This window comes from Mesorhizobium sp. WSM4810, assembly GCF_055811235.1.
In genome coordinates, this window is record NZ_JBVVQV010000002.1 from 118,290 (window position 1) to 140,282 (window position 21,993).

A 21,993-nucleotide genomic window follows, 5' to 3' on the forward strand; every position below is an offset into this window, starting at 1 on the left:
AGGAAAAAATTGGCTGCTTCGGCGGGATAACATACTGCCCTACTGCCCTACTGCCCTACTGCCCTACTGCCCTCTCCTCTCCCTGTCTGTCCCCGATGACGCAGATAGTGATCGGCGATCGCGCAGGCAACCATCGCCTCGCCGATCGGCACGGCGCGGATGCCGACGCACGGATCGTGCCGACCCTTGGTCATGATCTCGACGTCGTTGCCGTCCTTGTCGATCGACTTTCGCGGGGTCAGGATCGACGAGGTCGGCTTGACGGCGAAGCGCGCGACGATCGCCTGGCCGGTGGAGATGCCGCCGAGGATGCCGCCGGCATTGTTGGACAGGAAGACCGGCTTGCCGTCATTGCCGATACGCATCTCGTCGGCATTTTCTTCGCCGGCGATGCGGGCGGCCTCGAAGCCGTTGCCGATCTCGACACCCTTGACGGCATTGATCGACATCAGGCCCGAGGCAATGTCTTGGTCGAGCTTGGCGTAGATCGGTGCGCCCAGGCCTGCCGGAACGCCGTCGGCGACGATCTCGATTACCGCGCCGACCGAGGAACCCGCCTTGCGGATGCCGTCAAGATACGCGGTCAAGACGGCGACCGATGCCGGATCGGGCGTGAAGAATGGATTTTCGGCGTCGCCAACGAAATTCCAGTTCCAGTTGGCGCGGTCGATCGATTTTTCCCCCATCGAGACCAGTGCGCCGCGCACGATCATGCCGGGCACGACCTTGCGGGCCAAGGCTCCGGCCGCCACCCGCGCCGCTGTCTCGCGCGCCGAAGAACGGCCACCACCGCGATAGTCGCGCAGGCCGTATTTGGTGTCGTAGGTATAATCGGCATGACCCGGCCGGTACTGGCGGGCGATCTCGCCATAGTCCTTGGAGCGCTGGTCGACGTTCTCGATCACCATCGACACCGGCGTGCCGGTGGTGATCATGGTCTCGCCGTCGTCATCCAGGATGAAGCCGGACAGGATCTTGACCTCGTCTGGTTCGCGACGCTGCGTCACAAAACGCGATTGACCCGGGCGGCGCTTGTCGAGTTCGGCCTGGACCTCGGCGCGCGTGAAGCGGAGGCCGGGCGGACAGCCGTCGACGACGCAGCCGAGCGCTGGGCCATGGCTTTCGCCCCAGGTGGTGACGCGGAAAAGATGGCCAAACGTATTGTGAGACATGAAAACCAGCCCTGCCGGCACCGAGCCGGCTTAGCGCATGACCCCGAAAATCGGAGCGATTTTCGGGAAGGATCATGCGCAAAATCAAAAGTGCCACAGCGTCGTTTCTGCGTCAGGACGCGCGGCGCCGTAGCTGCGTTCTATTGGCGTTTTCCGCAGCGGTCAAACTGTGATCTGGCGGATTTAGTTTTGACACATTCGGTTGGTTTCTGCTTCCCTCGACCCGTCTGTTGAACACCGTCTGTTGAACACCCGCCGCCACTGTGCCGGCGCAATGATAAGAGGACGATGATGCGTATCCCGATCGGCGCCGTTGCCGCCATGTTGCTGATTTCCACCGCCGCCTTTGCCGGCCAGACCGAAGGCCTGATCAAAGAGATCGACAAGGAGACGTTGACGCTGACACTCGACGACGGCAAATCCTACAAGCTGAACGCCGAAACCGATCTCGAAGCGCTGAAACCCGGCATGGACATCGTGATCGCCTACGACGAGACAAACGGCGAGAACATCATCACCGACATGCAATTGCCGGATAGCGATTCAACCGAATAGACTCATTCAGTCTGGGCGGTGCTGGCTATTCTCGCGAGCAACGCGACCAGTTCCGGCTGCGATGGGTCTCGGTTTTGGCGAGACGGCTTTCAGGTGATTCCTGGCGGTTTCGTAAGTGACTCCCAAATCATCCGCGACGGTCTTCAACTCTGCGCCCGATCAAACCCGGCAAGCCAGTCTTGCCTCGGCTTGCGGCGTTCGGCTGGACTTAGCCTCTCACGGGGTGAAGCCGCTAAATTCGGACGGCAGGACTGCATTCTCACCAATTTCTAACCTGAATCTCTCGTATCCTAAATAGCGGGTCCTCTATGGTTGCTCCGTGCTGAAACGGCGTCGCGGAAATGTTGCGCCGATCTGCGCGAGCCATCCTGCACGGTGGCCTTCTCTGCCGCGAAGGGGGCATTCTTGAATCCGATCGGTTTCGGGTTCTCAACGCCGATGGACACCGATGGGCATCAGGTCTCGCATTCTTGTATTTCAGCTCATTGTCGTGGGGGCAGTCGTGATGATGGCGGCTATCGTCTACATCACCATTCGCTCGACAACCTACTACACGCAGCGCGTGCAATGGGCCAACAACCAGGTCGAAGCCGTCACCGCACTTACGGTGAACGCCAACCGATATTCCGAGCAGATCGCCGAGTTCCTGTTAATTGGCGAACCGGAGCGTCCCGACTACGAGAGCGCCCGCGCCGAGCTTGAGGCAGGCTTCGAAAAGCTCGCGGAACTGACCAGGGGAGAAGCCGAGTTTCTCGGGGGCAGCAGCGAACAGGAGGACGGCGGTGACGAGATCTTCCGCGTCACGCGGATGCGCACGCTCTACGGAGAAATCGCCAAAGCCACCTCTGACGCAATCAATCTTCGCAACCAGGGGCGCCAGGAGGACGCGGTCAGCGTTTTTCGCCGGGACATCGAGAATCGTTTCGATGCCGAGTTCGAAAACATCCTGGAAGCCGCGCGGCGCGACGAAGAGGAAGAGGTCGTGCGAACCGAGCTGCAGGCAGAAGCACTGTGGCGACGCCTGACCTGGATGACGGCCGCGCTTGCGTTGGCTGCTGTGGTTCTCTGCTTTGTTGCTGCTTTCCTTCTCGCCCGATCATTGATGCGCCCGATCAGCCTTCGGACCGAAGGCACAGAGGCGATCAGTCGTGGTGATCTCGACCACCGGATCGCCTTTGATGGCCGCGACGAACTTGGTGCGCTCGCCAGGCGGTTCAACGAAATGGCCGCACGCCAGCAAGACCAGCGCGACCGGTTGCTCAACGCCAAGGCAGAACTCGAGCAGCAAGTTGCCGCACGGACCGCAGAGCTTGCCGCGGCGAACCAGCGGTTGACGGAGCTCGACCGGTTGCGCGTCCAGTTCCTCGCCGACATCAGCCATGAACTGCGCACTCCACTGACGGCGCTTCGCGGTGAAGCGGAAATTCCGCTGCGCCATGGCTCAAAGCCAGAGGCAGTGTACCGCGATGCGCTCGAACGGATTGTCACTCAGAGCCTGGAGATGGGACGCCTCGTCGACGACCTCGTTTTTCTGTCTCGTTCGGAAACCGATACAATACGCTTCGAGCCCCGCCGAACGGACCTCGTGAGCATCGTCGCCGATGCGGTCCACGAGGGCGAAATTCTGGGGCGCGCCAAGGGCATCTCGATCAAGGCGGCCTACAGCACCCGTCCGGTCTGGATCACTGCCGACGCGCAGCGGCTCAAACAGGCTCTCGTGATCATTCTGGATAATGCCATAAAATACTCTCCGCGCGATCGCTCGGTGAACCTGAATATGACCGTTGTGGACGGGCATGCAGAGATTGCGATACGCGACAAGGGTTTGGGCATTCCAGCCGAGGAAATACCCAAGGTGTTCGAGCGATTTTACCGTGGCCGAAGCCCAAGGGCGTCGCGCCAACTTGGCAGTGGTCTCGGTCTGGCGATCGCGAAATGGCTCATCGAAAAGCATCGTGGCGAGATTGCGCTCACGAGCGAGGTCGGGTCTTTTACTGAGGTCGTGGTCCGGCTTACACACGCTGACGCAACCGCGTCTGCGGATGCGAACGCAGGTGCCGCCGTAGTCGTTCTGAAAAAGAGGCTGCGTGCAAAAACCGGCTCGGAATAAACAACGACCTCCTTCGTTTCATGGATTACGATTGTTGAGGCGGGAGCTTGGCGGAATGACCACGCCCACCGCGAGGCGGGGAATTCTCTGACTCCCCGCAATACGACCCGGGGAGAAGGTGGTGTAAATGTCAAGGATTCTGCTGGTAGAGGACGACGATCGCATCGTCGGCTTCATCAAGCGAGGGCTCGAAGCCGAGGGTTACGTTGTCGACGTGACCGACAGTGGCGGGGATGCGCTGGCGATGGTACGGGAGACGCCATATGCGCTGATCGTTCTCGACCGAATGCTTCCAGGAATCGACGGCCTCGAAGTATGTCGCATGTTGCGGCGCGAGCAGCACCAGCATCTTGTCCTGATGCTCACGGCCAGAGACAGCCTGCAGGACAAGGTCGAAGGGCTGAAGGGGGGAGCCGACGACTACCTGACCAAACCTTTCGCCGTCGACGAGCTGATCGCGCGCATGGAGGCGCTGCTTCGCCGCGGCTCCAGCACAGGCACGGACCCGGTCCTCAGGGTTGGCGATCTGGCGCTTGATCCGGTCGGCAAGAAGGTCTGGCGCGGCGAACGCGAGATCAGCCTGACGGCCAAGGAATTCAGGCTTCTCGCGTATCTGATGTCGCACTCTGGCGCTGTGATCAGCAGAACCCGGCTGCTCAACAATGTTTGGGATCTGAGTTTCGACCCGGAAACGAAGGTGGTCGATGTCTACATCCGCTACCTTCGTAGCAAGATCGAAATCGTGGACGAAAAGCCGCTCATAAAAACCGTGCGGGGCTTCGGCTACGTGATATCGGCTTGAAGCCAGCGGGTCACCCACGTTTTCAGGAAATGGGCAGTTCTCTCACCAAGCTCTAACCTGATGCTTGCCATAGTCTAATCCTGGCCTTTCCGAAATCTAGCCGGACTCCCACGCTGGTTTAGCCGCCGTGGTCATATGCTGCCACATGAAGATACCGACCCACCCCGAATGCGTGCGGAGGCGGCTGACTTCGCTCGGTCCTCAAGAACCGGAAACTTCGACGTGATTGAGACTGATCAATTCGGAAAGCAGCTTGTTGCATTTCTTCCGAACCTGCGCCGTTTTGCGATTTCCCTTTGCCGTTCCCGCGATCTTGCCGACGATCTGGTGCAGGCGGCCTGCGAACGCGCGCTTGCCAACACCGGGCGCTTTGAACCTGGAACCCGTTTTGATGCGTGGTTGTTCCAGATCCTGCGAAATCTGTGGATCGACCACATCAGAAGGCAGCGCACGGCCGGCCCGCAGGAGGACATCGAGCAACGGCAGGACCTTGTCGGCGCCTGTGGCGAGCGAGATGTCGAAGCACGCTTTACCCTGAATAGCGTTGCCCAGGCGATCACCGATCTGCCGGACGATCAGCGCGAAATCATTCTCCTGGTCTGCGTCGAGGACTTTTCCTACAGGGAGGCGGCCGGCGTTCTCGACATACCGATCGGAACGGTGATGAGCCGGCTGGCGCGTGCCAGAAAAAATCTCGCCGAGGCAGTCGGAATAAATCCCGGCTTGCCACGTTCACCGGTCATGAAGGGCGAGAACAGAAATGATCAGACGCGAGTTTGCTGACGAAACGCTGATGCCGGTTCTCGATGAACCCGTTTCCGACCGACTCAGCCAGTCGGTGCAGCGAATGATCGACGAGGCCGAGCGGCGCAGCGTTCCATCGCACGCCAGCGAGGGCGCGCGTGTCGTTGCCTTCAGGGCGAGGGACAATCAGGCGATGCGGCGCCCCCAGGCATCCTGGATCATGCCACTGGCTGCTTCGCTGGTTGCAGTCGTTTTTGGGTTCGGCGGATATTTTTTTGGGTTTGCCAGCCAAAACCAGCCGCATGGACTTGAGGTGGCAGGGCAGGACAGCCCTCTTTCAGAGGCGCTCGGGCAGGTGGCGTCCGGCGAAGAAGCCGTGCTGGCAGGCTCCACCGACAGGATCCGTGCCGTAGCCACGTTTCGCGATGGAACCGGTTCCTTGTGCCGCGAATTCGAAATCGATTCTGCCAACCGCTCGACCGTCATATCCGCGGCGTGCCACTCGGATCATGGTTGGGCGGTGAATTTTGCCGTCGTTGCGCCCGCGCGCGATGGTGGATATGCACCGGCCTCGCCTTCGGAAGCGCTCGATTCCTATCTCGCGGCAACCGGAGCGCATGAGCCTTTGTCACCGGAAGACGAGGCAGCGGCATTGAGATCGTTGGGCCAGTAGAAGGGCGGGCCCGTGGGCATGCTTTTGGGCGACGTGCATTAGAGCCACTCCAGGCGTCGGCCCTCCAGCCTGAGCAACCGATCGTGCGGCACATTCAGCCTTGCGGCTTCTTTCTCGGGCATTCCCAGCAGCATGCGGAACAGGACGCGCACGACGCCGCCATGCGTCACGCAGACCGTCCGGCGGTCCAGCGCGTCGAACCACGGCTTTACCCGTTCGAGCAGCATTTGATAGCTTTCGGCGCCCTCGCCGGGCGGCAGGAAATTCCACTTGTCGAGGCGCCTCTCCCTGGCCGAGCCGAGATGCCGAGCCTCGAGTTCGCGAAAGGTGAAACCCTGCCAGTCGCCGAAACTCATTTCGACAAGGCGGGGATCGGTGCGGTAAGCTTGGGGATCGAGCCCCATCGCCATGCGAATGCGTTCCATGGTCTCACGCGTTCGCCGCATCGGGCTGGCGACAAAATCGAAATCTTCGGGGTTTTGAACGAGTTCCGCCAGCCGATGGCCATTGCCGGTCGCCTGCTCGCGGCCGAGCGGGTTGAGATCGGTGTCGGCCTGTCCTTGCAGCCGGGACTCGGCGTTCCACACCGTCTGGCCATGGCGCGCGATGTAGACGAGCGGATACATCAGGTCATCCGGAGAGCGGTCGAGAACAGGCGAGAGGGTATTCGAGGCGGGTCTATTCCTTGACGGTCGAAATATCAGGCGCGTCGACCGCCTTCATGCCGACGACATGGTAGCCGGAATCGACATGGTGGACCTCGCCGGTGACGCCGCGTGAAAGGTTTGAAAGGAAATAGACCGCTGAATCGCCGACCTCCTCTTGCGTCACCGTCTGCTTTAGCGGCGAATTGTATTCGTTCCACTTCAGGATGTAGCGAAAATCGCCGATGCCGGAGGCTGCCAGCGTCTTGATCGGACCGGCGGAGATGGCGTTGACGCGGATTTTCTTGGCGCCGAGGTCGACGGCCAGATAGCGCACGCTGGCTTCGAGCGCTGCCTTGGCAACACCCATGACGTTGTAGTGCGGCATCACTTTTTCCGCACCGTAATAAGTCAACGTCAGCAGCGAGCCGCCATCGGTCATCAGCGCCTCGGCGCGCTTGGCGATGGTGGTGAAGGAAAACACCGAGATGTCCATCGTGCGCAGGAAATTGTCGCGCGTCGTCTCGACATAGCGGCCTGTCAGCTCGTCCTTGTCGGAAAAGGCGATGGCGTGGACGAGGAAATCGAGCTTGCCCCAACGCTTGGCGATGTCGTCGAATACCGCATCGAGCGTTGTCGGATCGGTCACATCGCAATGGCCGGCGACATGGGCGTTGAGTTCCGCCGCCAGCGGCTCGACGCGCTTCTTGAACGCCTCGCCCTGATAGGTCAGCGCGATTTCGGCGCCATGGTCGACGCAGGCCTTGGCGATGCCATAGGCGATCGACCGATTGTTCGCGACGCCAAGGACAAGCCCGCGCTTGCCGGCCATAATGCCTTGTCCACCCGCCATGTGAGCGCTCTCCGCAAGATTTGCTGCTTCGTGAAGTGGCTATCGCACAGGCACAGAGCCCCTTCAAGCGCTCAAAACGGACAGTGCCCGCCCGGCTGACCTTCCGACCTGGATGCCATGCAGCAGTTCTGCAAGCGTAGTTGTGCGTCGAAGAGGTCACTCGATCCTGAAACGAGGCGCATCTGCCGGCGCCGACGCCAATAGGTCGCGAACAAGTTTCCTCGCCATGAATTCACCGGCGTCTTTCGCATCCGAGATGTCCATGGCGAACGCTCCGGGACCGCCGATCACGCTGGAGCGGAAATATTGCGCAAGTTCCGCATCCTGCCCCAGGACCAATCCGTTAATCGTAAAACCTTGCGCCAGCGCCGCGTCTCGCGAGGATTCTGTTCCGCCCGCGAAATTGTCGGTTCCGTTGGCGCAGATGTTCATGACCGCGCGCTGCGTCGCGTGCGGCGATGACGTCAACAGGAGCGAAGCAAAGGCGATCGCCTCCGACATGTCTGTCAGACGATCGTGCATCGCCGCGGGATCAGCGTCGCCGTCGCGGTCCTGCTCCATATCGCCGCCTCCGTAATGGGTTCGGTCGATGAGCGTCACCGAAGCGAGCGCCTGAGACACGCGCGCGGCGTCCTCGGCCGAGCCGATGACGGTCCAGGGCACCAACAGGTCGAACTTGCCATCGCTTGACCATGTGATGACGGCGAACCCGATCCGACGCCGCGGACCGGCGGTGGCGGCGCGCAGGAAGTCGGGGTGGACGAGCGCCCGCACGAGCCCGGCCTGCTGGAGCCATTCCTCATATCGGCCGATCGAGTCCGATACGTCGATTGCTGTGACGACATTGGCGTCGGTGCCCGGCACGACCGCGTTGGCCGCTGGCGAAGCGCCGCACAGGAAGACCATCAGTGGCAGGGCGAGGTGAAGGGCGCGCCAGCGGCAAGGTTTCGCCGGCATAGCAGGCTTCGGCTTCACCGCCTGGTGTTCTGAACGACGCCGGAACCAGCGCGTTGGAACGGACGGAAACAGGTGCGACGGCATTGGCTCCTCCCGGAATGATCCCGGGGTAACGGGCCGGAGCCAAACTTATTCCTCCTGTTCGCGCGGCCGTTTCCGCAATTCGGTTATGTCCGCTTTGAGAATGGCAGGCTCGGATCCATTGCGTGAAGATCCGCATCACGCCCCAGCCCGCGATAGAGGATGAACGCACAGCAACAGGCGACGGCAATCGACAGCATCTCGCCGCCGTCTTCCGCGTAGCCAACGAGCTTCGAGCCAGTCAGGAAGTGCAGCATGTCCACCGCCACGGCAAAGCCCACAAGACACGCGAACAGCAGCAAAAACACCGATCCGAGGGCTTGTTGCCTCGGTCTGCTTTGCCAGAATGACCACAGCAGCGGCGCCAGCAGGCCGAGCGCGACCACCGACCAGGTGATGATTTCCCCGGTGTCGCGAGCCCGCATGCCCGGCAGCGAGACGAGGTCGAATGTCGCTGACAGCAGCAGGCCGCCCCGCTCATGGAAACGGGCGGCGTCGTCGAGCGTGACAAAACCGAAAATCAGCGACCAGGCAAGAAACATATGCTCCCTGGTTCGAAGCCAGATGCCGAACAGAAACAGGGCGCAAAGCGCGGCCTGCCCGTAGTTGAACATCTCGGGCAGCGATCCATCCCTGCTGATGTTAAGACGCGAAGGCAGGTCGTAACGTGAAATTCCGGCTGATCGAAGCGCCTCGATCGCGAATGGAACGGTGATGACGAAGATATTCAGGCATATTAGTATCAGCGCGAAAACCCTGCTGAGCCTGTCGTTTCGATACATAGCCCGGATTTCTCCGAACGCACTTTCCAAACTCGATAACGCATGACCCAGCAAATCCGACGCGCTCCTTCGTTGCTATTTGTTTGACGGGCAATTTCGCTAGTCGACCAACGGGTTGGAAACGGGGCGGCCGCGGGTTTATTCCGCCCACGCATAAGAAAACGCTCCGGCGACAAGCGACTCACCTGCCTGGCGCGAGCCGGACATGTTCCGGGAGGCCATCGAGCGATGTCGCGGAATGTGGCTGAGCCCTGCAGTCGGTCAAAACGGACAGGTGAGAGACAGGAGCGTTTGCGGCGTAGCGCGGCTTTGACGCGCCAGGCTAGCGTTTGCGGTTGCGCATCAACGCTTCGAGATCGCTGTCGCCACCCTCAGGCAGCATCAGCCGCACATGCGCGTAGAGATCACCGTGACCGCCGACTTTTTCCGGCAGGCCCCTGCCCTTCAGCCGCAGGACCTTGTCCGAGCTCGACCAGGCGGGAATATTGACTGCAACCTTGCCTGTCGGCGTTTCGACCGCCACCTTGGCACCCAGCACGGCATCCGCCAGCGCAACCGGCAGGTCGGCGTGAAGGTCGCGGCCTTCGACACGGTAGCGCGGATGCCGCCGGAAGCGGATCTTGACCAGCGCATCGCCCGGTTGCCCCGGCCCTTGCTCGCCCTGGCCTTTCAGCCGGATGGTCTGGCCGTCCTCGACATAGGCTGGCAGCTTGACGGCGACCTTGCGCCCGTCGGGGAACATCGCCGTTACCTTCTCGGCAGTCGCCGCTTCTTCGATGGTGATGTCGAGCGTCACGTTCAGGTCGGCGCCGGACGGCGCCTGCGGGCCGGCGCCCATGCCGGCGCCGCGAGAGAAGGTCTCGCCGAAAATCTGGCTGAAAATGTCGCTGCTGCCGTCGAACGGATCGCCGCTCGGTCGGCCTGAGCGAAACTCGAAACGCGAGCCGCCCGGCCCTTGCTGCCGGCGAAAACCGGCGAACGGATCGGCGCTGCCGGCGGCGCCCTCGAAGCCTTGAAAGCGCGGCTTGCCCTCGGCATCGATCTCGCCGCGATCGAAAGCCGCCCGGTTCTTCTCGTCGCCAACGATCTCGTAAGCCTGGTTGGCGGCGGCAAACCGCTCCTTCGCCTTGGGATCCGGATTCTGGTCCGGATGATACTCCTTGGCGAGTTTGCGGTACGCCGATTTTATATCCTTGGCCGATGCGTTCTTGGCAAGGCCCAGCACCTCATAGGGGTCGCGCATGCTTCCTGCCCTGGAGAAGGAGTGAGTCCATGATTGCCATCTATATGCGCTCGCATAGGAAGAAATTCCAGTAGCTTACGGTCATATGATGGCGGAAAATCAGAGTGCCTTGAAGTCCTGCATCTGCCAGGCGCCGGCGCCGGCCAGGCACACCTCGCCCTTGAACAGGGCGACGCCGTCGAAGCTTTCGCGTGAGGCGGTGAAGCGGCGGCAAAGCTGGCCGTTGTCCCTGGACTCCGCCAGTTCGGTGATCGAGCCGCGCGAACCGGTATCGGAATTCGCCCAGGGAACGGCCTGACCGGCAAGTTCCTGGATATCGGCTGAAGACACCGCGTTGCGGATCGTCGCCTGGTCCGAGGCGCGATCCTGGTCGATCGGCATGGCAGAGGCAGGCGTGCTGCTGGTGAGGATCGTACGGTCGACCTCCGCCTGCTCCAAACTGAAGCCGCCAGCACCGCAAGCGGCAAGCGGCAAGGCGACCAGCACGATCGCGGCGGCCTTGACCGCAATTTGCGCGCTGGCGGAAGCAATAAGGCGCCATTGCCTGCTGTCAAAAAGTTGCGCGATGCGCGACAATCGGCAATCTCCCCCGGCCGGCAATAAAATTTGGAAAAACTATGAGCGAAACTGAGTTAACAAGCGGTGACTTTGCCGAGGCTGCGGAGCCATTCCGCCTGTTTGCCGCATGGCTTGACGACGCGACGAAGAGTGAGATCAACGATCCCAACGGCGTGGCGCTGGCGACCGTCGATGCCGAGGGCATGCCGAATGTGCGGATGGTGCTGCTCAAGGGGTTCGATGAAAGCGGATTTGTGTTCTACACGAATTTCGAGAGCGCCAAAGGCCGCGAGATTCTTGGCAGCATGAAGGCGGCGATGTGCTTTCACTGGAAATCGCTGCGCCGGCAGGTGCGTGCACGGGGGCCGGTGGAGATCGTTACCGAGGCGGAAGCGGACGCGTATTACGCGACACGTCCGCGCGGCAGCCGCATCGGGGCATGGGCGTCGAAACAGTCGCGGCCGCTGGAGAGCCGCTTCGCACTGGAAAAGGCCGTTGCCGAATACACGGCGCGCCATGCGATCGGCGTGATCCCACGGCCGAAACACTGGTCAGGCTTCCGCATCGTGCCGCAGACGATCGAGTTCTGGCACGACCGGCCTTTCCGGCTGCACGACCGCATTGTCTTCTCGCGCAGCGCTGGGGGCGGCTGGGACAAGACAAGGCTTTATCCCTGAGCGGCTGGCCCTTAAGCAGCTTCACCAAGGAGCCTAGGGCAATCTTGCCGAACCACCTTGGTTCACCAATAGTCATAGTGAACCAACATGAAAGGTTCTTTCTATGACGGCTTTTACCGTGCGTGTCCCGGACGAAACCGCAAAGAGGCTTGACCAGCTTGCCGAAAAGCTCGACCGCTCGCGCTCCTATGTGGCCGCGCAGGCTATCGAGGACTTCGTGGCCCGTGAGGAATGGCAACTCGCCGAGATAGAAGCCGGATTGGCCGACGTCGAGCGCGGCGACTTTGCCAGTGACCGTGATGTAGCCGCTGTTGTCGGAAAATACGTCAAGTCGCGGAAATGATCGTCCGCTGGCGCGTTCCTGATCTTCAACGGAGACTACTCCGTCGCTATTTCGTCCGGCCACATCTGGGCGCCATGCAGGATGCGGAGGATGCGAACCGTGTCGGCCACTACGGCATAAGCGGCGATGTAGGGCGTGCGCGCGACGACAAGTTCGCGCGTGCCGGCGATCCGGCCGGGTCGCCCGCTTTCCGGAAAGTCGATGAGACGGTGAGTCGCAAAAACGATCTGCTGGTCGACGTGAACGGCGGCTCTGGGGTTTTCGGCTTCGATATACGTGAAGATGTCGTCGCGATCGGAGAGCGCAAACCGCGCCCAGACCAGCCTCAAGATTCACCTGCCTCCGCCTTGCGAAGCGCTGCCGCCCGCCGTCCAGCAAAATGGGTTTCGGCGTCGGCGTCTTCAACGTCCGGCCGGGTATCCTCGATCGCCTGCAGAACTTTCGCCCGGAACCAGGCATCGTGGGCGTCACTGTTGCTGACGAGTTCGAGCGGCAAGGCGCCCTCATTCGCGGTGCGCGTCAACAAGATGCGGACGGCATCGGAAACCGTGAGCCCCATGTTTTCCAGAACCGCCGTGGCGCGTTCCTTCACCTCAGCGTCAATTCGGGTCTGGACCAGTGCGTTCGACGGCATGGCAGTCTCCTTCGCCAGCAGACAATGTAATGCATGTGCATGACATAAGCTAGACTCTAGTAGCGCCAGCTAGCCCTTCTTCCTGGTCATGAAGGCCATCAAGGCGGCGCGGGCCTCGTCGGATGTGAGCCGCGCCCGAAAATGCTCACTTTCCTGGCCGATGCGGGCAACGAGGTCTTCACGCGAACCGCGCATCAGGTCACGCGCGATCTTCAGCGCTTGCGGCGGCTTGGCCGCGATCTGCCCGGCAGCGGCAAGCACGGCGGATTCGAGTTCGTTCTCCTCGACCACTGCGTAGATCAGCCCGGCGGCTTTCGCCCGCTCGGCCGAAAACCCTTCGCCGAGGCCAAGCAGCGCGAAAGCGCCTTGCCGGCCGAGAATCTGCGGCGCAAGCAGGCTCGAGCCCGCCTCGGGGACCAGTCCGAGATCGACGAAGGGCGTGCGGAATAGTGTGCGCGGCGTGGCGAAGGTCAGGTCGCAGTGCAGGTTGAGCGTTGTGCCGATGCCGACCGCGATCCCGTCGACGCCGGAGATCATCGGCTTTTCCGTCCTGGCCAGCGCCATCAGGAAATCCCAGACTTCGGTGCCGCCCTCGCCGCCGGTGGCGACGACCATGAAATCGGCAAGGTCATTGCCCGACGAGAAGGCGCCTGGAACACCGAGGAAGACATGGACGCGGATCGCCGGATCGGCGTCGCCCTCGGCAAGGGCTTTGGACATTGTTGCATACATGGCCCGCGTCAAGGCGTTCTTCTTGTCCGGACGGTTCATGCGGAGGATCTGGATGGCGCCCTGGCGCTCGACGAGGATGTGGTCTGTCACGGGTGATCCTTTGTGAACGTCGTGAAACGTTAACCTGGTGGCTGTCAGGCAGAGATCAGCGTCTGGCCGGCAGCGGCAAGGCTCTCGGCGCCGCCGATGACACGCTCCTTCAGCGCGCCCGCCTCGCCAAGCAGGTTTTCGGCGTAAAAACGGCAAACGGCGATGCGGCTTTGGTCAGCAAGCGCGCCGCGCGCCAGATAGGCGCCGCCCGCCGCCAGCGAGATCAGCCGCAGATAAGGCGTCGCACCGGCCAGCGCCGCGTCCGAGCGGCCGTCGGCGAGCAGCCCTTGCAGGAAGCGCGTCGCCTGGCTGAGGTCGTCGAGCGCCTGGTCGAGGCCATCGGCGGTGCGGCCAAAACCTTGAAGGTTCGAGGTCCGCGCTTGATTGGCGACGGATTTCAGTTCGGCGATGTAGCCATGCACATGCTCGCCGCCGCCAAGCGGCAGCTTGCGCGCCACCAGGTCTATCGCCTGGATGCCATTGGTGCCTTCGTAGATCGGCGCGATGCGCGCGTCGCGATAAAGTGCTGCCGCACCGGTCTCCTCGATGTATCCCATGCCGCCATGAATCTGCAGCCCGAGCGAGGCGACCTCGACGCCGACATCGGTGGAAAAGGCCTTGGCCAGCGGCGTCAGCAGATTGGCGCGCTCCTGCCAATGGATGGCTTCATCGCCGACGGATACGCGCGCATGGTCGATGGCGTGCGCGCAGCAATAACTGATGGCGCGCGCAATCTGGGTCAGCGCCTTCATGGTCAGGAGATTGCGCTGCACGTCGGGGTGATGGACGATCGGCGTCATGGCGTTGCCATCATAGCTCGCGGCCTTGCCTTGCCGGCGTTCATTGGCGTAGGCGAGCGCCTTCTGCGTGGCCGTTTCGGCGACCGCAACGCCCTGCATGCCGACGGCGAGCCGCGCATTGTTCATCATGGTGAACATGCAGGCGAGGCCCCTGTTTTCCTCGCCGATCAGCCAGCCGATCGCGCCGGGGGCGGTCCCTTCGAAACCGTCGCCATAGATCATGGTGCAGGTCGGCGAGGCGTGGATGCCCAATTTGTGCTCCAGCCCGGAGCAGAAGACGTCGTTGCGTGCGCCAAGCGCGCCATCATCGCCGACCAGGAATTTCGGCACCAGGAACAGCGAAAGGCCGCGCGTGCCGGCCGGCGCGTCCGGCAGCCGCGCCAGCACCAGATGGATGATGTTGTCGGTAAGATCGTGCTCGCCATAGGTGATGAAAATCTTCTGGCCGAAGATGCGGTAGGTGCCGTCGCCGGCCGGCTCGGCGCGGGCGCGCAAGGCATTCAGATCCGAGCCCGCCTGCGACTCGGTCAGGTTCATCGTGCCCATCCATTCGCCTGAGACGAGCTTTTCCAGGTATTTGGCCTTCAGCGCCGGTGAAGCATGCTTGTCGAGCGCCTCGACCGCGCCCATGGTCAGCGTCGGGCCGATGCCGAAGGCCATGGCGGCGGAGTTCCACATTTCGAGCGCGGCGACGCCCAGCATGGTAGGCAGCGCCTGGCCGCCGAATTCCTCCGGCGCTGACACAGCGTTCCAGCCGCCGTCGATCCAGCGGCGATAAAGTTCCTTCCAGCCGGGCGGCATGGTGACGGCAGCGCCGCTCAGCACCGCGCGTTGTTCATCGCCGATCTTGTAGAGCGGCGCGACCTCTTCGCCGGCAAAGCGGCCGGCTTCCGCCAGAATGGCGTCGACGAGGTCTTCGCCAAGGTCGCCAAAAGTGCCGGCGTCAAGCGCCGGCTTCAAGCCAGCCACATACTTTAGCGTGAAAGCGATGTCCTCGACCGGTGCCCGATACATGCCGCTCGCTCCTCCTCCGTCCGGCAGGGAAACTTAATATCCGTGCCGACACAAAACCATTCGCTTTTTGGGTCGCCTCTCCCGCCTTCTTTTTACGTAAACGTCAAGATTTGTCACGCGGATTTTGCATTTGGAATTGTTCACGCTAAAATCGGCAAAAAAGCCGGACAAGTCGACCGGCGACCGATCAAGAATGTCGAGGGGACCGCCCGTGCTCGCCAGACCTGACGCCTATCGCTGCACCGAATGCGGCCTGCCCTATCGAGCGGCAGGTTTTTGTCACCATCGCGGCAAGATCGAGGACGGCGCCGCATATTGGTCGGATCGCGGCATTCTGTGTTCGCCGCAATGCTCGCTGGCCCATCACCGCAAGCGCCAGGCTGAGGGAACGCTGCCGCAGGCGCCGGCGCCCGACCCGTTCCACCCGCTCGCCCTGCGTTGATGACCAGCAAAGCCATCCCCGGCACGATCGCGGCGGTTGCCGCGGGCCGCCGAAAGCATTTCCTTAACCATGGCGGTTCAGGATTGGGCTTTGGCCAGCAAGGATCTGCTGTTTGAAGCTGCCGGCGCACCCTCTTCGCCGCCCAGGACTCCTCGCCGTCGCGACCGCGATGGCAATGGCGTCGGCGCCGGCACAAGCCTCGGACTTCTCCCAGCCCTGGAAGAATGCCGACCGGGCGCTGGTGATCGACGCCTACGAATACAATCCCATCGATTGGACCGAGCTTGCCACCGACAAGCGCATCGTCGGCTTCATCAACAAGGCGTCCGACGGGATGCCGCCAGCGTATTTCTGTTTCGGCGACGAGACCTCGACGCGGCTCTGCAAGGCGCTGTGGAAGCGCCATGCGGTGGCACAGGAACTGTTCCAGACACGCAAGGTGGTGGCCAAGGCGCTCGGCCTGAAATGGGGCGCCTATCACCTCGCCCGACCCGGCAACCCCGTCGGACAGGCCAATAATTTCATCAATTTCGCGAAACCTGGCCCGGACGACCTGCTCGCCCTCGACATCGAGGATGACGACCCGACGAAATGGATGTCGCTCGAGGATGCAGAGGAATTCGTGCGCCATGTGCATCGGCGGATTGGCCGTTTTCCAGTGCTCTATACCAACGGCAAAACCGCCAAGCACATCGCCGACAACAAGTACAAATATCGGCTGCTGTCGCGGCTGCCGCTCTGGTATGCGCGCTACAAGCCCGATATCGGCGTGCATTTTCCGATGGGCAACTGGCAAGGCTACGCACTCTGGCAGTTTTCGGCAAAAGCCAATTGCGGCCGGTTCCGCTGCCCCTATCGGGTGGCTGGCACGCCGAACGACATCGACGTCAATGTCGCACCGATGGATGCCGCCGCGTTGCGCGCGCAATGGCCGTTCGGCGGCCTGATCGACGCGCAGCCGGATTACCTCGCCTCGATACCGCTGCCTCTCTCGCGGGCGGCCGGCCTTGCCGGCAATGTCACCCTTACCTATGCGACCGTGGCGCCACCGCCGAGCTTCACCGAAATGGTCGCCATGTTCAGCGCGGGCTGGTCCAAGTTCCGCGGCAGCTTGCAAATGCCTGCCGTAGGGACAGCGCTGCGTCTTCCGCACCGGATCGCCGACTATCTGGGGTGGCTGCGAAAGGAAAAGCCCTCCGCATCGGCCGTTGAAGCCGCACCTACCGATCCGGTCAGCACTGCGTCGACCGAGTTGGATCGCCGCCCCCGCTAATCTTGCCCCCGCTAATCTTGTACGTCAGCGCGCCTGCTCGCGGGCAACGGCCTGCCAGCCGATGTCGCGGCGGCAAAAACCTTGCGGCCAATCGATCCGGTCGACCGCGGCGTAGGCTCGTCGCTGCGCCTCGCCGACCGTGCCGCCGGTCGCCGTGACACCGAGCACACGGCCGCCATTGGCGACCAGCCCGCAGCTGTCGATGGCGGTGCCGGCATGAAAGATCTCGACGCCATCGTCCGCGGCCTGTTCGACGCCTTGGATGACTGAGCCCTTTTCCGGCGTGCCGGGGTAACCCCTTGCCGCCATCACCACGGTGAGCGCCGCCTCGTTGCGCCAGCGCACCGAGGTATGTGCAAGCTGGCCGTCGGCGGCAGCGTTGAGCAGGACCAGCAGATCGTCCTTCAGCCGCATCATCAGCACCTGGCATTCCGGGTCGCCGAAGCGGGTGTTGTATTCGATCAGCTTCGGCCCATCGCCTGATATCATCAGCCCGGCAAACAGCACGCCGGAAAACGGCGCGCCAAGCTCGGCCATGCCGCGCATGGTCGGCTCGATGATCTCGCGCATGGTGCGGTCGATCATCTCCGGCGTCATCACCGGGGCCGGCGAATAGGCCCCCATGCCGCCGGTGTTCGGACCGACGTCGCCGTCACCGAGGCGCTTGTGGTCCTGCGCGGTGCCGAACGGCAGCGCGGTGACGCCGTCGCACAGGCAAAAGAAGCTCGCCTCCTCGCCGGTGAGAAACTCCTCGACCACCACCTCCGCGCCGGCCTGTCCGAAGGACCCGTCAAAACAGGCATCGAGCGCTGCCAGCGCCTCGGCCAAATTCATGGCGACGGTAACGCCCTTGCCGGCGGCGAGGCCGTCGGCCTTGATGACGATCGGCGCGCCCATCTTTTCGACATAGGCCCTGGCCGACGCCAGGTCGCCGAAACGGCCATAGGCGGCGGTCGGGATGTCGTATTTCGCGCAAAGATCCTTGGTGAAACCCTTCGAGCCTTCCAGCCGCGCCGCCGCCCTGGACGGGCCGAAGACGCGAATGTTTTCAGCGCGGAGGTCGTCTGCAATGCCGGCGACCAGCGGCCCTTCCGGCCCGACCACGACGAGGTCGACCTTCTTCTCCGTGCAGAACCGGGCCACCGCCGCATGATCGTCAATGTCGAGCGTCACCAGTTCGGCTTCGCGGCCGATGCCAGGGTTGCCGGGCGCCGCGTAAAGCTTGGTCAGCAGCGGCGAGGCCGCGATCTTCCAGGCCAAGGCATGTTCGCGGCCGCCGGAGCCGATCAACAATACGCGCATGCCCAGATCCCTTGCCATTCCACGATCAGGACTGCGCTATTGCGCCCCGTACGATGGGTCAAGACATTTGGAAGACTTTGAGCGCAATTCCACACGGGAACAGGGAATGGTTCGGCCCGCTTGACGCTTGACGACGTTCGCCGCTGCTGCCACTTCAGCACGATGGAACCCATCCAGTCGAAAGCAGCCCAGGGCCGCGTCGCCGATGCGCCGAGCGGCCACTGGGTCTACCGCATCCTGCCACGCTGGCTTTGGCCCTATGCGCAGCTTGCCCGGTGGGACCGGCCGATCGGCTGGCAGTTGCTGCTGTGGCCGTGCTGGTGGTCGGCAGCCCTTGCCGCGAGTGCCCATCCACGCCCTGCTGATCCCCTGCTCTCGCTGCTGCCGGCGCCATGGTATCTCGTGCTGTTCCTGATCGGCGCCGTCGCCATGCGCGGCGCCGGCTGCACCTACAACGACCTGGTCGACCAGGACATCGACAACCAGGTGGAACGCACGCGCTCGCGGCCGCTGCCGGCGGGAAAGGTCACGCGCCGGCAGGCCTGGGCGTTTCTCGTGATCCAGGCACTGATTGGACTCGCCGTGCTTCTGCAGTTCAACAGCTTTGCCGTCCTGCTCGGCATCTGCTCGCTCGCCGTCGTCGCCATCTACCCGTTCATGAAGCGATTCACCAATTGGCCGCAACTGGTTCTCGGCCTTGCCTTTTCCTGGGGTGCGCTGATGGGATGGGCGGTCGAATTCGGCAATCTCGATGGCCCGGCCGTCATGCTCTATATCGGCTCGATCCTGTGGGTGATCGGCTACGACACGATCTATGCGCATCAGGACAAGGAAGACGACGCCATCGTCGGCGTGCGCTCGACCGCACGCCTGTTCGGCGACAACACCAAGACCTGGCTCGTCGGGTTTTATGGCGGAGCGCTGGTCTGCTTCGCCATCGCCTTCGCGGCAGCGCAGGCGCCAGTGCCGGCGCTGGCCGGGCTGGTCGCGGCCGGCGCCCATATGGCGCGGCAGATCACCGTGCTCGACATCGACGATCCCGACCAGTGCATGCTTTTGTTCAGGTCGAACAACCAGGTCGGCTGGCTGGTCTTCCTCGGCCTGATCGGCGGTGCGTTGTGGGTGGCGCTGAAGCCGCTGGTTTAGCGGCTTTTTCCCTTCTCCCCTTCTTGTGGGAGAAGGTGGATTGTCGCGAAGCGACAAGACGGTTGAGCGTGTGCTGGACGGAATGCAGTTGGTCCCAAGCTGGAACACCCCTCATTCGGCCGCTTCGTGGCCACCTTCTCCCACAAGGGGAGAAGGGAAAGCTCACTCTATTCGTCGCGCGAAATAATCTCCTGGCCGCCGATCACCAGCCTGAGGCCGAGGGCGCCGGCCCTGCGGCGGGCGAGGAAGCGCGGGCGACGCGTGGTCGAAAGCCGACCCCTGCGACGGTCCTGCGCGGGTAATGTCTTGATGGCGACGCCAAGCGATTCCTCCAGGGTGCGGGCGATGCCGTCGGATTCGATCAGAAGCATCGGCAGACGGTAGGCATCGGCCCAGGCGCGCCAATCGGCGGCGACATCCTCGAGATCGTCGGCCACCAGCAGCGGCACCGACAGCATCGGATCATTGTGCAGAAGCTCCAGCGTCACCGTGACATTGCCGTCCGGGTCCTCCATTGCGCGGGCTGCCACGCCACGAAACGCATTGGCGGGCAGAGCGATGAACGCCGGCAGGCCGCTCATCTCCAGCACGCGGCGAATGACGGCGCCACGATGGTCGATGGTGAAGGTAACGTCGCCGTAGTCGTCGCGCGTCGCGTAGCTCACCACCTGCGGCAGGCGGAGTGGGTCGAGGCGCATATTGCGCCCAGCCCAGACTGGCTTCAGCCCAGTGTTCATATCGTGCCTTTCCTGTCTCTCCTGAGAGCCGGTCTTCCGGTTCTCCGGGCCGGTTTATCCAGCCTCGTTGTGGGGAAACATTAGCGCGGGCTTCTTATCGCAGCGCTTAAGAAAGTCGGTTAAATTTTGCTGATCTCGAGGCGATGGTTATCGGAATGCAACCATTCACAAGACGGCGAAAGGATCAGATAACCTTACCGGGATTCATGATGCCGGCCGGGTCGAAGGCCGTCTTCACCCTGCGCATCAGTTCGATCGCCATCGGCGGCGCTGTCGCGATCAATTCATCCCGCTTCAGCTGGCCGATGCCGTGCTCGGCCGAGATCGAGCCGTGAAGGCTGCGCACGACATCGTGCACGGCCTTGTTCATGGCATGATAGAGCCGGAGAAACGCTTCGTCATCGCCGCCGATCGGCCGGGAGATGTTGTAGTGGAGATTGCCGTCGCCCATGTGGCCGAAACACACCTCGCGCGCACCGGGGCTGACCGATTGAACGGCGCCGGCTGCCTTTTCGATGAATTGCGGGATGGCCGCCACCGGCACGGAGATGTCGTGCTTGATCGAGGCGCCTTCGGGCTTCTGCGCCTCGGGCAGCAGCTCGCGGAAATTCCAGAAGGCATCGCCCTGCGCGATGCTCGCCGCAATCACGGCATCGCCGACGATCTCTTGCTCGAGGCCGGCTGAGAGCACCTCCTCGATCAGGGCCCTCGCATCCTGCGCCGAGCGACCCGAAGAGATCTGCATCAGCACATACCACGGCCAATCCCCGGACAGCGGCCGCACGACGCCTGGCGCGTGCAGCAGCGTAAAATCGTAGGGCCGCTGGCCGATCAGTTCGAAAGCAGTGAGCGCCGCACCGGCGCGATCCATCGCCAGGCTGAACAGGGACAGTGCCGCCTCAGGTGACGACAGGCCGGCAAAGGCCACTTCGCGTCCCTTGGGCTTTGGGAAAAGCTTGAGCACGGCGGCGGTGATAACGCCGAGCGTGCCTTCTGCGCCGATGAACAGGTTCTTCAGATCGTAACCGGTGTTGTCCTTCTTCAGCTTGCGCAGATCGTCGAACACCTCGCCGGTCGGCAGCACCACTTCGACGCCGAGGCACAGCTCACGCGCATTGCCATAGGCGAGAACGCCGGTGCCGCCGGCATTGGAAGAGAGATTGCCGCCGATCTGGCAGGAGCCTTGCGCGGCAAGCGACAGCGGAAACAGCCGGTCGGCGGCATCGGCCGCTTCCTGCAGCGTCTGCAGGATGACTCCGGCCTCGACGGTGACCGTGTTGGACAGGACGTCGATCTCGCGGATGCGGTTCAGCCGCGACAGCGACAGCACGATCTGGCGGCCGGACGTGTCCGGCACCTGCGCGCCGACCAGCCCGGTGTTGCCGCTTTGCGGCACGACCGGCGTTCCCGTCTCGGTTGCCAGCTGCATGATGCGGCTGACCTCGTCGACACTGCCGGGCCTCAGCACCAGCGCCGTCCGGCCATGCCACAGACCGCGCCTCTCCGTGAGGTAAGGCGCGATATCCTGCTGGTCGCGAAGCGCATATTTGTCGCCGACGATTGCCGCAAAGCGGTCGATGAGGGCGGGGTCGATATCCCTTGAGATGTCGTTCATGGATGGGAAACTAT

Annotated in this window: 24 protein-coding genes; 10 read left to right on the plus strand and 14 right to left on the minus strand. The window is 62.7% G+C overall.

Annotated elements, in window-relative coordinates; all coding sequences use genetic code 11:
• Nucleotides 1–47: 47 nt before the first annotated feature.
• Entirely contained in the window at nucleotides 48–1,172 is a 1,125-nt protein-coding gene (gene aroC / locus AC0L3O_RS03330; protein ID WP_473614802.1) for a chorismate synthase, read from the minus strand.
• Nucleotides 1,173–1,463: 291 nt separating this feature from the next.
• Between aroC and AC0L3O_RS03335 the strand changes: the two genes are divergently transcribed.
• From AC0L3O_RS03335 to AC0L3O_RS03355, 5 genes are all read left to right on the plus strand, one after another.
• Nucleotides 1,464–1,727, plus strand: a complete 264-nt coding sequence (locus AC0L3O_RS03335) for a DUF1344 domain-containing protein (protein ID WP_031254973.1) — start codon at nucleotides 1,464–1,466, stop codon at nucleotides 1,725–1,727.
• Nucleotides 1,728–2,232: 505 nt separating this feature from the next.
• The gene (locus AC0L3O_RS03340) at nucleotides 2,233–3,837 is read left to right on the plus strand and encodes a sensor histidine kinase (protein WP_473614803.1); all 1,605 of its coding nucleotides are present in this window, start codon (nucleotides 2,233–2,235) and stop codon (nucleotides 3,835–3,837) included.
• A 127-nt stretch (nucleotides 3,838–3,964) separates the two neighbouring features.
• Nucleotides 3,965–4,639 carry a response regulator transcription factor gene (locus tag AC0L3O_RS03345; protein WP_473614804.1) on the plus strand — a complete coding sequence of 225 codons (675 nt, stop codon included), beginning with the start codon at nucleotides 3,965–3,967 and terminating at the stop codon, nucleotides 4,637–4,639.
• 168 nt (nucleotides 4,640–4,807) lie between these two features.
• Nucleotides 4,808–5,422 carry an RNA polymerase sigma factor gene (locus tag AC0L3O_RS03350; RefSeq protein WP_473614806.1) on the plus strand — a complete coding sequence of 205 codons (615 nt, stop codon included), beginning with the start codon at nucleotides 4,808–4,810 and terminating at the stop codon, nucleotides 5,420–5,422.
• Nucleotides 5,400–6,056, plus strand: coding sequence for an anti-sigma factor family protein (locus AC0L3O_RS03355; RefSeq protein WP_473614808.1), 657 nt, complete (start codon nucleotides 5,400–5,402; stop codon nucleotides 6,054–6,056). The genes AC0L3O_RS03350 and AC0L3O_RS03355 overlap by 23 nt, the downstream gene beginning before the upstream one ends.
• Before the next feature lie 38 nt (nucleotides 6,057–6,094).
• Here the strand turns inward: AC0L3O_RS03355 and AC0L3O_RS03360 are convergent, their stop codons facing one another.
• The 6 genes from AC0L3O_RS03360 to AC0L3O_RS03385 all read right to left on the minus strand — a co-directional run bounded on the left by AC0L3O_RS03360 (nucleotide 6,095) and on the right by AC0L3O_RS03385 (nucleotide 11,192).
• Complete coding sequence (locus tag AC0L3O_RS03360; protein WP_473614809.1) at nucleotides 6,095–6,682, minus strand: histidine phosphatase family protein; 588 nt, start codon at nucleotides 6,680–6,682, stop codon at nucleotides 6,095–6,097.
• Nucleotides 6,683–6,734: 52 nt separating this feature from the next.
• Nucleotides 6,735–7,553 carry an enoyl-ACP reductase FabI gene (gene fabI, locus AC0L3O_RS03365; RefSeq protein ID WP_091596015.1) on the minus strand — a complete coding sequence of 273 codons (819 nt, stop codon included), beginning with the start codon at nucleotides 7,551–7,553 and terminating at the stop codon, nucleotides 6,735–6,737.
• Nucleotides 7,554–7,709: 156 nt separating this feature from the next.
• The gene (locus AC0L3O_RS03370; RefSeq protein WP_473614810.1) at nucleotides 7,710–8,594 is read right to left on the minus strand and encodes a DUF1194 domain-containing protein; all 885 of its coding nucleotides are present in this window, start codon (nucleotides 8,592–8,594) and stop codon (nucleotides 7,710–7,712) included.
• An 83-nt stretch (nucleotides 8,595–8,677) separates the two neighbouring features.
• A complete protein-coding gene (locus AC0L3O_RS03375; RefSeq protein WP_473614812.1) occupies nucleotides 8,678–9,133 on the minus strand; it encodes a hypothetical protein in 456 nt (151 codons plus the stop codon).
• 562 nt (nucleotides 9,134–9,695) lie between these two features.
• The gene (locus AC0L3O_RS03380; protein ID WP_473614813.1) at nucleotides 9,696–10,616 is read right to left on the minus strand and encodes a DnaJ C-terminal domain-containing protein; all 921 of its coding nucleotides are present in this window, start codon (nucleotides 10,614–10,616) and stop codon (nucleotides 9,696–9,698) included.
• 99 nt (nucleotides 10,617–10,715) lie between these two features.
• Nucleotides 10,716–11,192 carry an RT0821/Lpp0805 family surface protein gene (locus AC0L3O_RS03385; RefSeq protein ID WP_128167688.1) on the minus strand — a complete coding sequence of 159 codons (477 nt, stop codon included), beginning with the start codon at nucleotides 11,190–11,192 and terminating at the stop codon, nucleotides 10,716–10,718.
• Between the two features lie 41 nt (nucleotides 11,193–11,233).
• Between AC0L3O_RS03385 and pdxH the strand changes: the two genes are divergently transcribed.
• Both pdxH and AC0L3O_RS03395 read left to right on the plus strand, forming a co-directional pair.
• Entirely contained in the window at nucleotides 11,234–11,851 is a 618-nt protein-coding gene (pdxH, locus tag AC0L3O_RS03390) for a pyridoxamine 5'-phosphate oxidase (protein WP_473533892.1), read from the plus strand.
• A 103-nt stretch (nucleotides 11,852–11,954) separates the two neighbouring features.
• Nucleotides 11,955–12,194: a CopG family ribbon-helix-helix protein gene (locus AC0L3O_RS03395; RefSeq protein WP_128172024.1), complete on the plus strand. Its 240-nt coding sequence runs from the start codon at nucleotides 11,955–11,957 to the stop codon at nucleotides 12,192–12,194.
• A gap of 35 nt (nucleotides 12,195–12,229) precedes the next feature.
• Here the strand turns inward: AC0L3O_RS03395 and AC0L3O_RS03400 are convergent, their stop codons facing one another.
• The 4 genes from AC0L3O_RS03400 to AC0L3O_RS03415 all read right to left on the minus strand — a co-directional run bounded on the left by AC0L3O_RS03400 (nucleotide 12,230) and on the right by AC0L3O_RS03415 (nucleotide 15,464).
• Nucleotides 12,230–12,523, minus strand: a complete 294-nt coding sequence (locus AC0L3O_RS03400; RefSeq protein ID WP_128167691.1) for a type II toxin-antitoxin system RelE/ParE family toxin — start codon at nucleotides 12,521–12,523, stop codon at nucleotides 12,230–12,232.
• Nucleotides 12,520–12,828, minus strand: a complete 309-nt coding sequence (locus AC0L3O_RS03405; protein WP_128167692.1) for a type II toxin-antitoxin system RelB/DinJ family antitoxin — start codon at nucleotides 12,826–12,828, stop codon at nucleotides 12,520–12,522. Before AC0L3O_RS03405 ends, AC0L3O_RS03400 begins: the two co-directional genes overlap by 4 nt.
• A gap of 69 nt (nucleotides 12,829–12,897) precedes the next feature.
• Nucleotides 12,898–13,650 (minus strand): crotonase/enoyl-CoA hydratase family protein, encoded by a 753-nt coding sequence (locus AC0L3O_RS03410; protein ID WP_128167693.1) that lies wholly within the window; start codon nucleotides 13,648–13,650, stop codon nucleotides 12,898–12,900.
• Nucleotides 13,651–13,694: 44 nt separating this feature from the next.
• Nucleotides 13,695–15,464 carry an acyl-CoA dehydrogenase gene (locus tag AC0L3O_RS03415; protein WP_128172022.1) on the minus strand — a complete coding sequence of 590 codons (1,770 nt, stop codon included), beginning with the start codon at nucleotides 15,462–15,464 and terminating at the stop codon, nucleotides 13,695–13,697.
• A 211-nt stretch (nucleotides 15,465–15,675) separates the two neighbouring features.
• Here AC0L3O_RS03415 and AC0L3O_RS03420 point away from each other — a divergent pair, with 211 nt between their 5' ends.
• Together AC0L3O_RS03420 and AC0L3O_RS03425 are read left to right on the plus strand one after the other, a co-directional pair.
• Nucleotides 15,676–15,906, plus strand: a complete 231-nt coding sequence (locus tag AC0L3O_RS03420; protein WP_128167695.1) for a hypothetical protein — start codon at nucleotides 15,676–15,678, stop codon at nucleotides 15,904–15,906.
• Between the two features lie 175 nt (nucleotides 15,907–16,081).
• On the plus strand, nucleotides 16,082–17,179 hold the full coding sequence (locus AC0L3O_RS03425) for a glycoside hydrolase family 25 protein (RefSeq protein WP_473615006.1): 1,098 nt from the start codon (nucleotides 16,082–16,084) through the stop codon (nucleotides 17,177–17,179).
• 24 nt (nucleotides 17,180–17,203) lie between these two features.
• Here the strand turns inward: AC0L3O_RS03425 and purD are convergent, their stop codons facing one another.
• Nucleotides 17,204–18,481: a phosphoribosylamine--glycine ligase gene (purD, locus tag AC0L3O_RS03430; RefSeq protein ID WP_031254982.1), complete on the minus strand. Its 1,278-nt coding sequence runs from the start codon at nucleotides 18,479–18,481 to the stop codon at nucleotides 17,204–17,206.
• A gap of 162 nt (nucleotides 18,482–18,643) precedes the next feature.
• On the opposite strand from purD, the gene ubiA reads away from it, so the two are divergent.
• Entirely contained in the window at nucleotides 18,644–19,627 is a 984-nt protein-coding gene (ubiA, locus tag AC0L3O_RS03435) for a 4-hydroxybenzoate octaprenyltransferase (RefSeq protein WP_031254983.1), read from the plus strand.
• Nucleotides 19,628–19,794: 167 nt separating this feature from the next.
• Here ubiA and AC0L3O_RS03440 read toward each other — a convergent pair whose 3' ends face one another.
• Nucleotides 19,795–20,364 carry a DUF6101 family protein gene (locus tag AC0L3O_RS03440; protein ID WP_287178869.1) on the minus strand — a complete coding sequence of 190 codons (570 nt, stop codon included), beginning with the start codon at nucleotides 20,362–20,364 and terminating at the stop codon, nucleotides 19,795–19,797.
• 184 nt (nucleotides 20,365–20,548) lie between these two features.
• Complete coding sequence (locus AC0L3O_RS03445; protein ID WP_473533895.1) at nucleotides 20,549–21,979, minus strand: FAD-binding oxidoreductase; 1,431 nt, start codon at nucleotides 21,977–21,979, stop codon at nucleotides 20,549–20,551.
• Nucleotides 21,980–21,993 lie beyond the last annotated feature (14 nt).

Bases quoted from the DNA above. Each gene is read 5' to 3' on its own strand.
- AC0L3O_RS03340 (WP_473614803.1), top strand. From the start codon at position 2,233: ATGATGGCGGCTATCGTCTACATCACCATTCGCTCGACAACCTACTAC.
- aroC (WP_473614802.1), bottom strand. From the start codon at position 1,172: ATGTCTCACAATACGTTTGGCCATCTTTTCCGCGTCACCACCTGGGGC.
- AC0L3O_RS03375 (WP_473614812.1), bottom strand. From the start codon at position 9,133: ATGTTTCTTGCCTGGTCGCTGATTTTCGGTTTTGTCACGCTCGACGAC.
- AC0L3O_RS03445 (WP_473533895.1), bottom strand. From the start codon at position 21,979: ATGAACGACATCTCAAGGGATATCGACCCCGCCCTCATCGACCGCTTT.
- AC0L3O_RS03440 (WP_287178869.1), bottom strand. From the start codon at position 20,364: ATGAACACTGGGCTGAAGCCAGTCTGGGCTGGGCGCAATATGCGCCTC.
- fabI (WP_091596015.1), bottom strand. From the start codon at position 7,553: ATGGCGGGTGGACAAGGCATTATGGCCGGCAAGCGCGGGCTTGTCCTT.
- AC0L3O_RS03405 (WP_128167692.1), bottom strand. From the start codon at position 12,828: ATGCCGTCGAACGCACTGGTCCAGACCCGAATTGACGCTGAGGTGAAG.
- AC0L3O_RS03345 (WP_473614804.1), top strand. From the start codon at position 3,965: ATGTCAAGGATTCTGCTGGTAGAGGACGACGATCGCATCGTCGGCTTC.
- purD (WP_031254982.1), bottom strand. From the start codon at position 18,481: ATGCGCGTATTGTTGATCGGCTCCGGCGGCCGCGAACATGCCTTGGCC.
- AC0L3O_RS03335 (WP_031254973.1), top strand. From the start codon at position 1,464: ATGCGTATCCCGATCGGCGCCGTTGCCGCCATGTTGCTGATTTCCACC.
- AC0L3O_RS03350 (WP_473614806.1), top strand. From the start codon at position 4,808: ATGCGTGCGGAGGCGGCTGACTTCGCTCGGTCCTCAAGAACCGGAAAC.
- ubiA (WP_031254983.1), top strand. From the start codon at position 18,644: ATGGAACCCATCCAGTCGAAAGCAGCCCAGGGCCGCGTCGCCGATGCG.
- AC0L3O_RS03395 (WP_128172024.1), top strand. From the start codon at position 11,955: ATGACGGCTTTTACCGTGCGTGTCCCGGACGAAACCGCAAAGAGGCTT.
- pdxH (WP_473533892.1), top strand. From the start codon at position 11,234: ATGAGCGAAACTGAGTTAACAAGCGGTGACTTTGCCGAGGCTGCGGAG.
- AC0L3O_RS03355 (WP_473614808.1), top strand. From the start codon at position 5,400: ATGATCAGACGCGAGTTTGCTGACGAAACGCTGATGCCGGTTCTCGAT.
- AC0L3O_RS03370 (WP_473614810.1), bottom strand. From the start codon at position 8,594: ATGCCGTCGCACCTGTTTCCGTCCGTTCCAACGCGCTGGTTCCGGCGT.
- AC0L3O_RS03415 (WP_128172022.1), bottom strand. From the start codon at position 15,464: ATGTATCGGGCACCGGTCGAGGACATCGCTTTCACGCTAAAGTATGTG.
- AC0L3O_RS03360 (WP_473614809.1), bottom strand. From the start codon at position 6,682: ATGTATCCGCTCGTCTACATCGCGCGCCATGGCCAGACGGTGTGGAAC.
- AC0L3O_RS03380 (WP_473614813.1), bottom strand. From the start codon at position 10,616: ATGCGCGACCCCTATGAGGTGCTGGGCCTTGCCAAGAACGCATCGGCC.
- AC0L3O_RS03425 (WP_473615006.1), top strand. From the start codon at position 16,082: ATGGCGTCGGCGCCGGCACAAGCCTCGGACTTCTCCCAGCCCTGGAAG.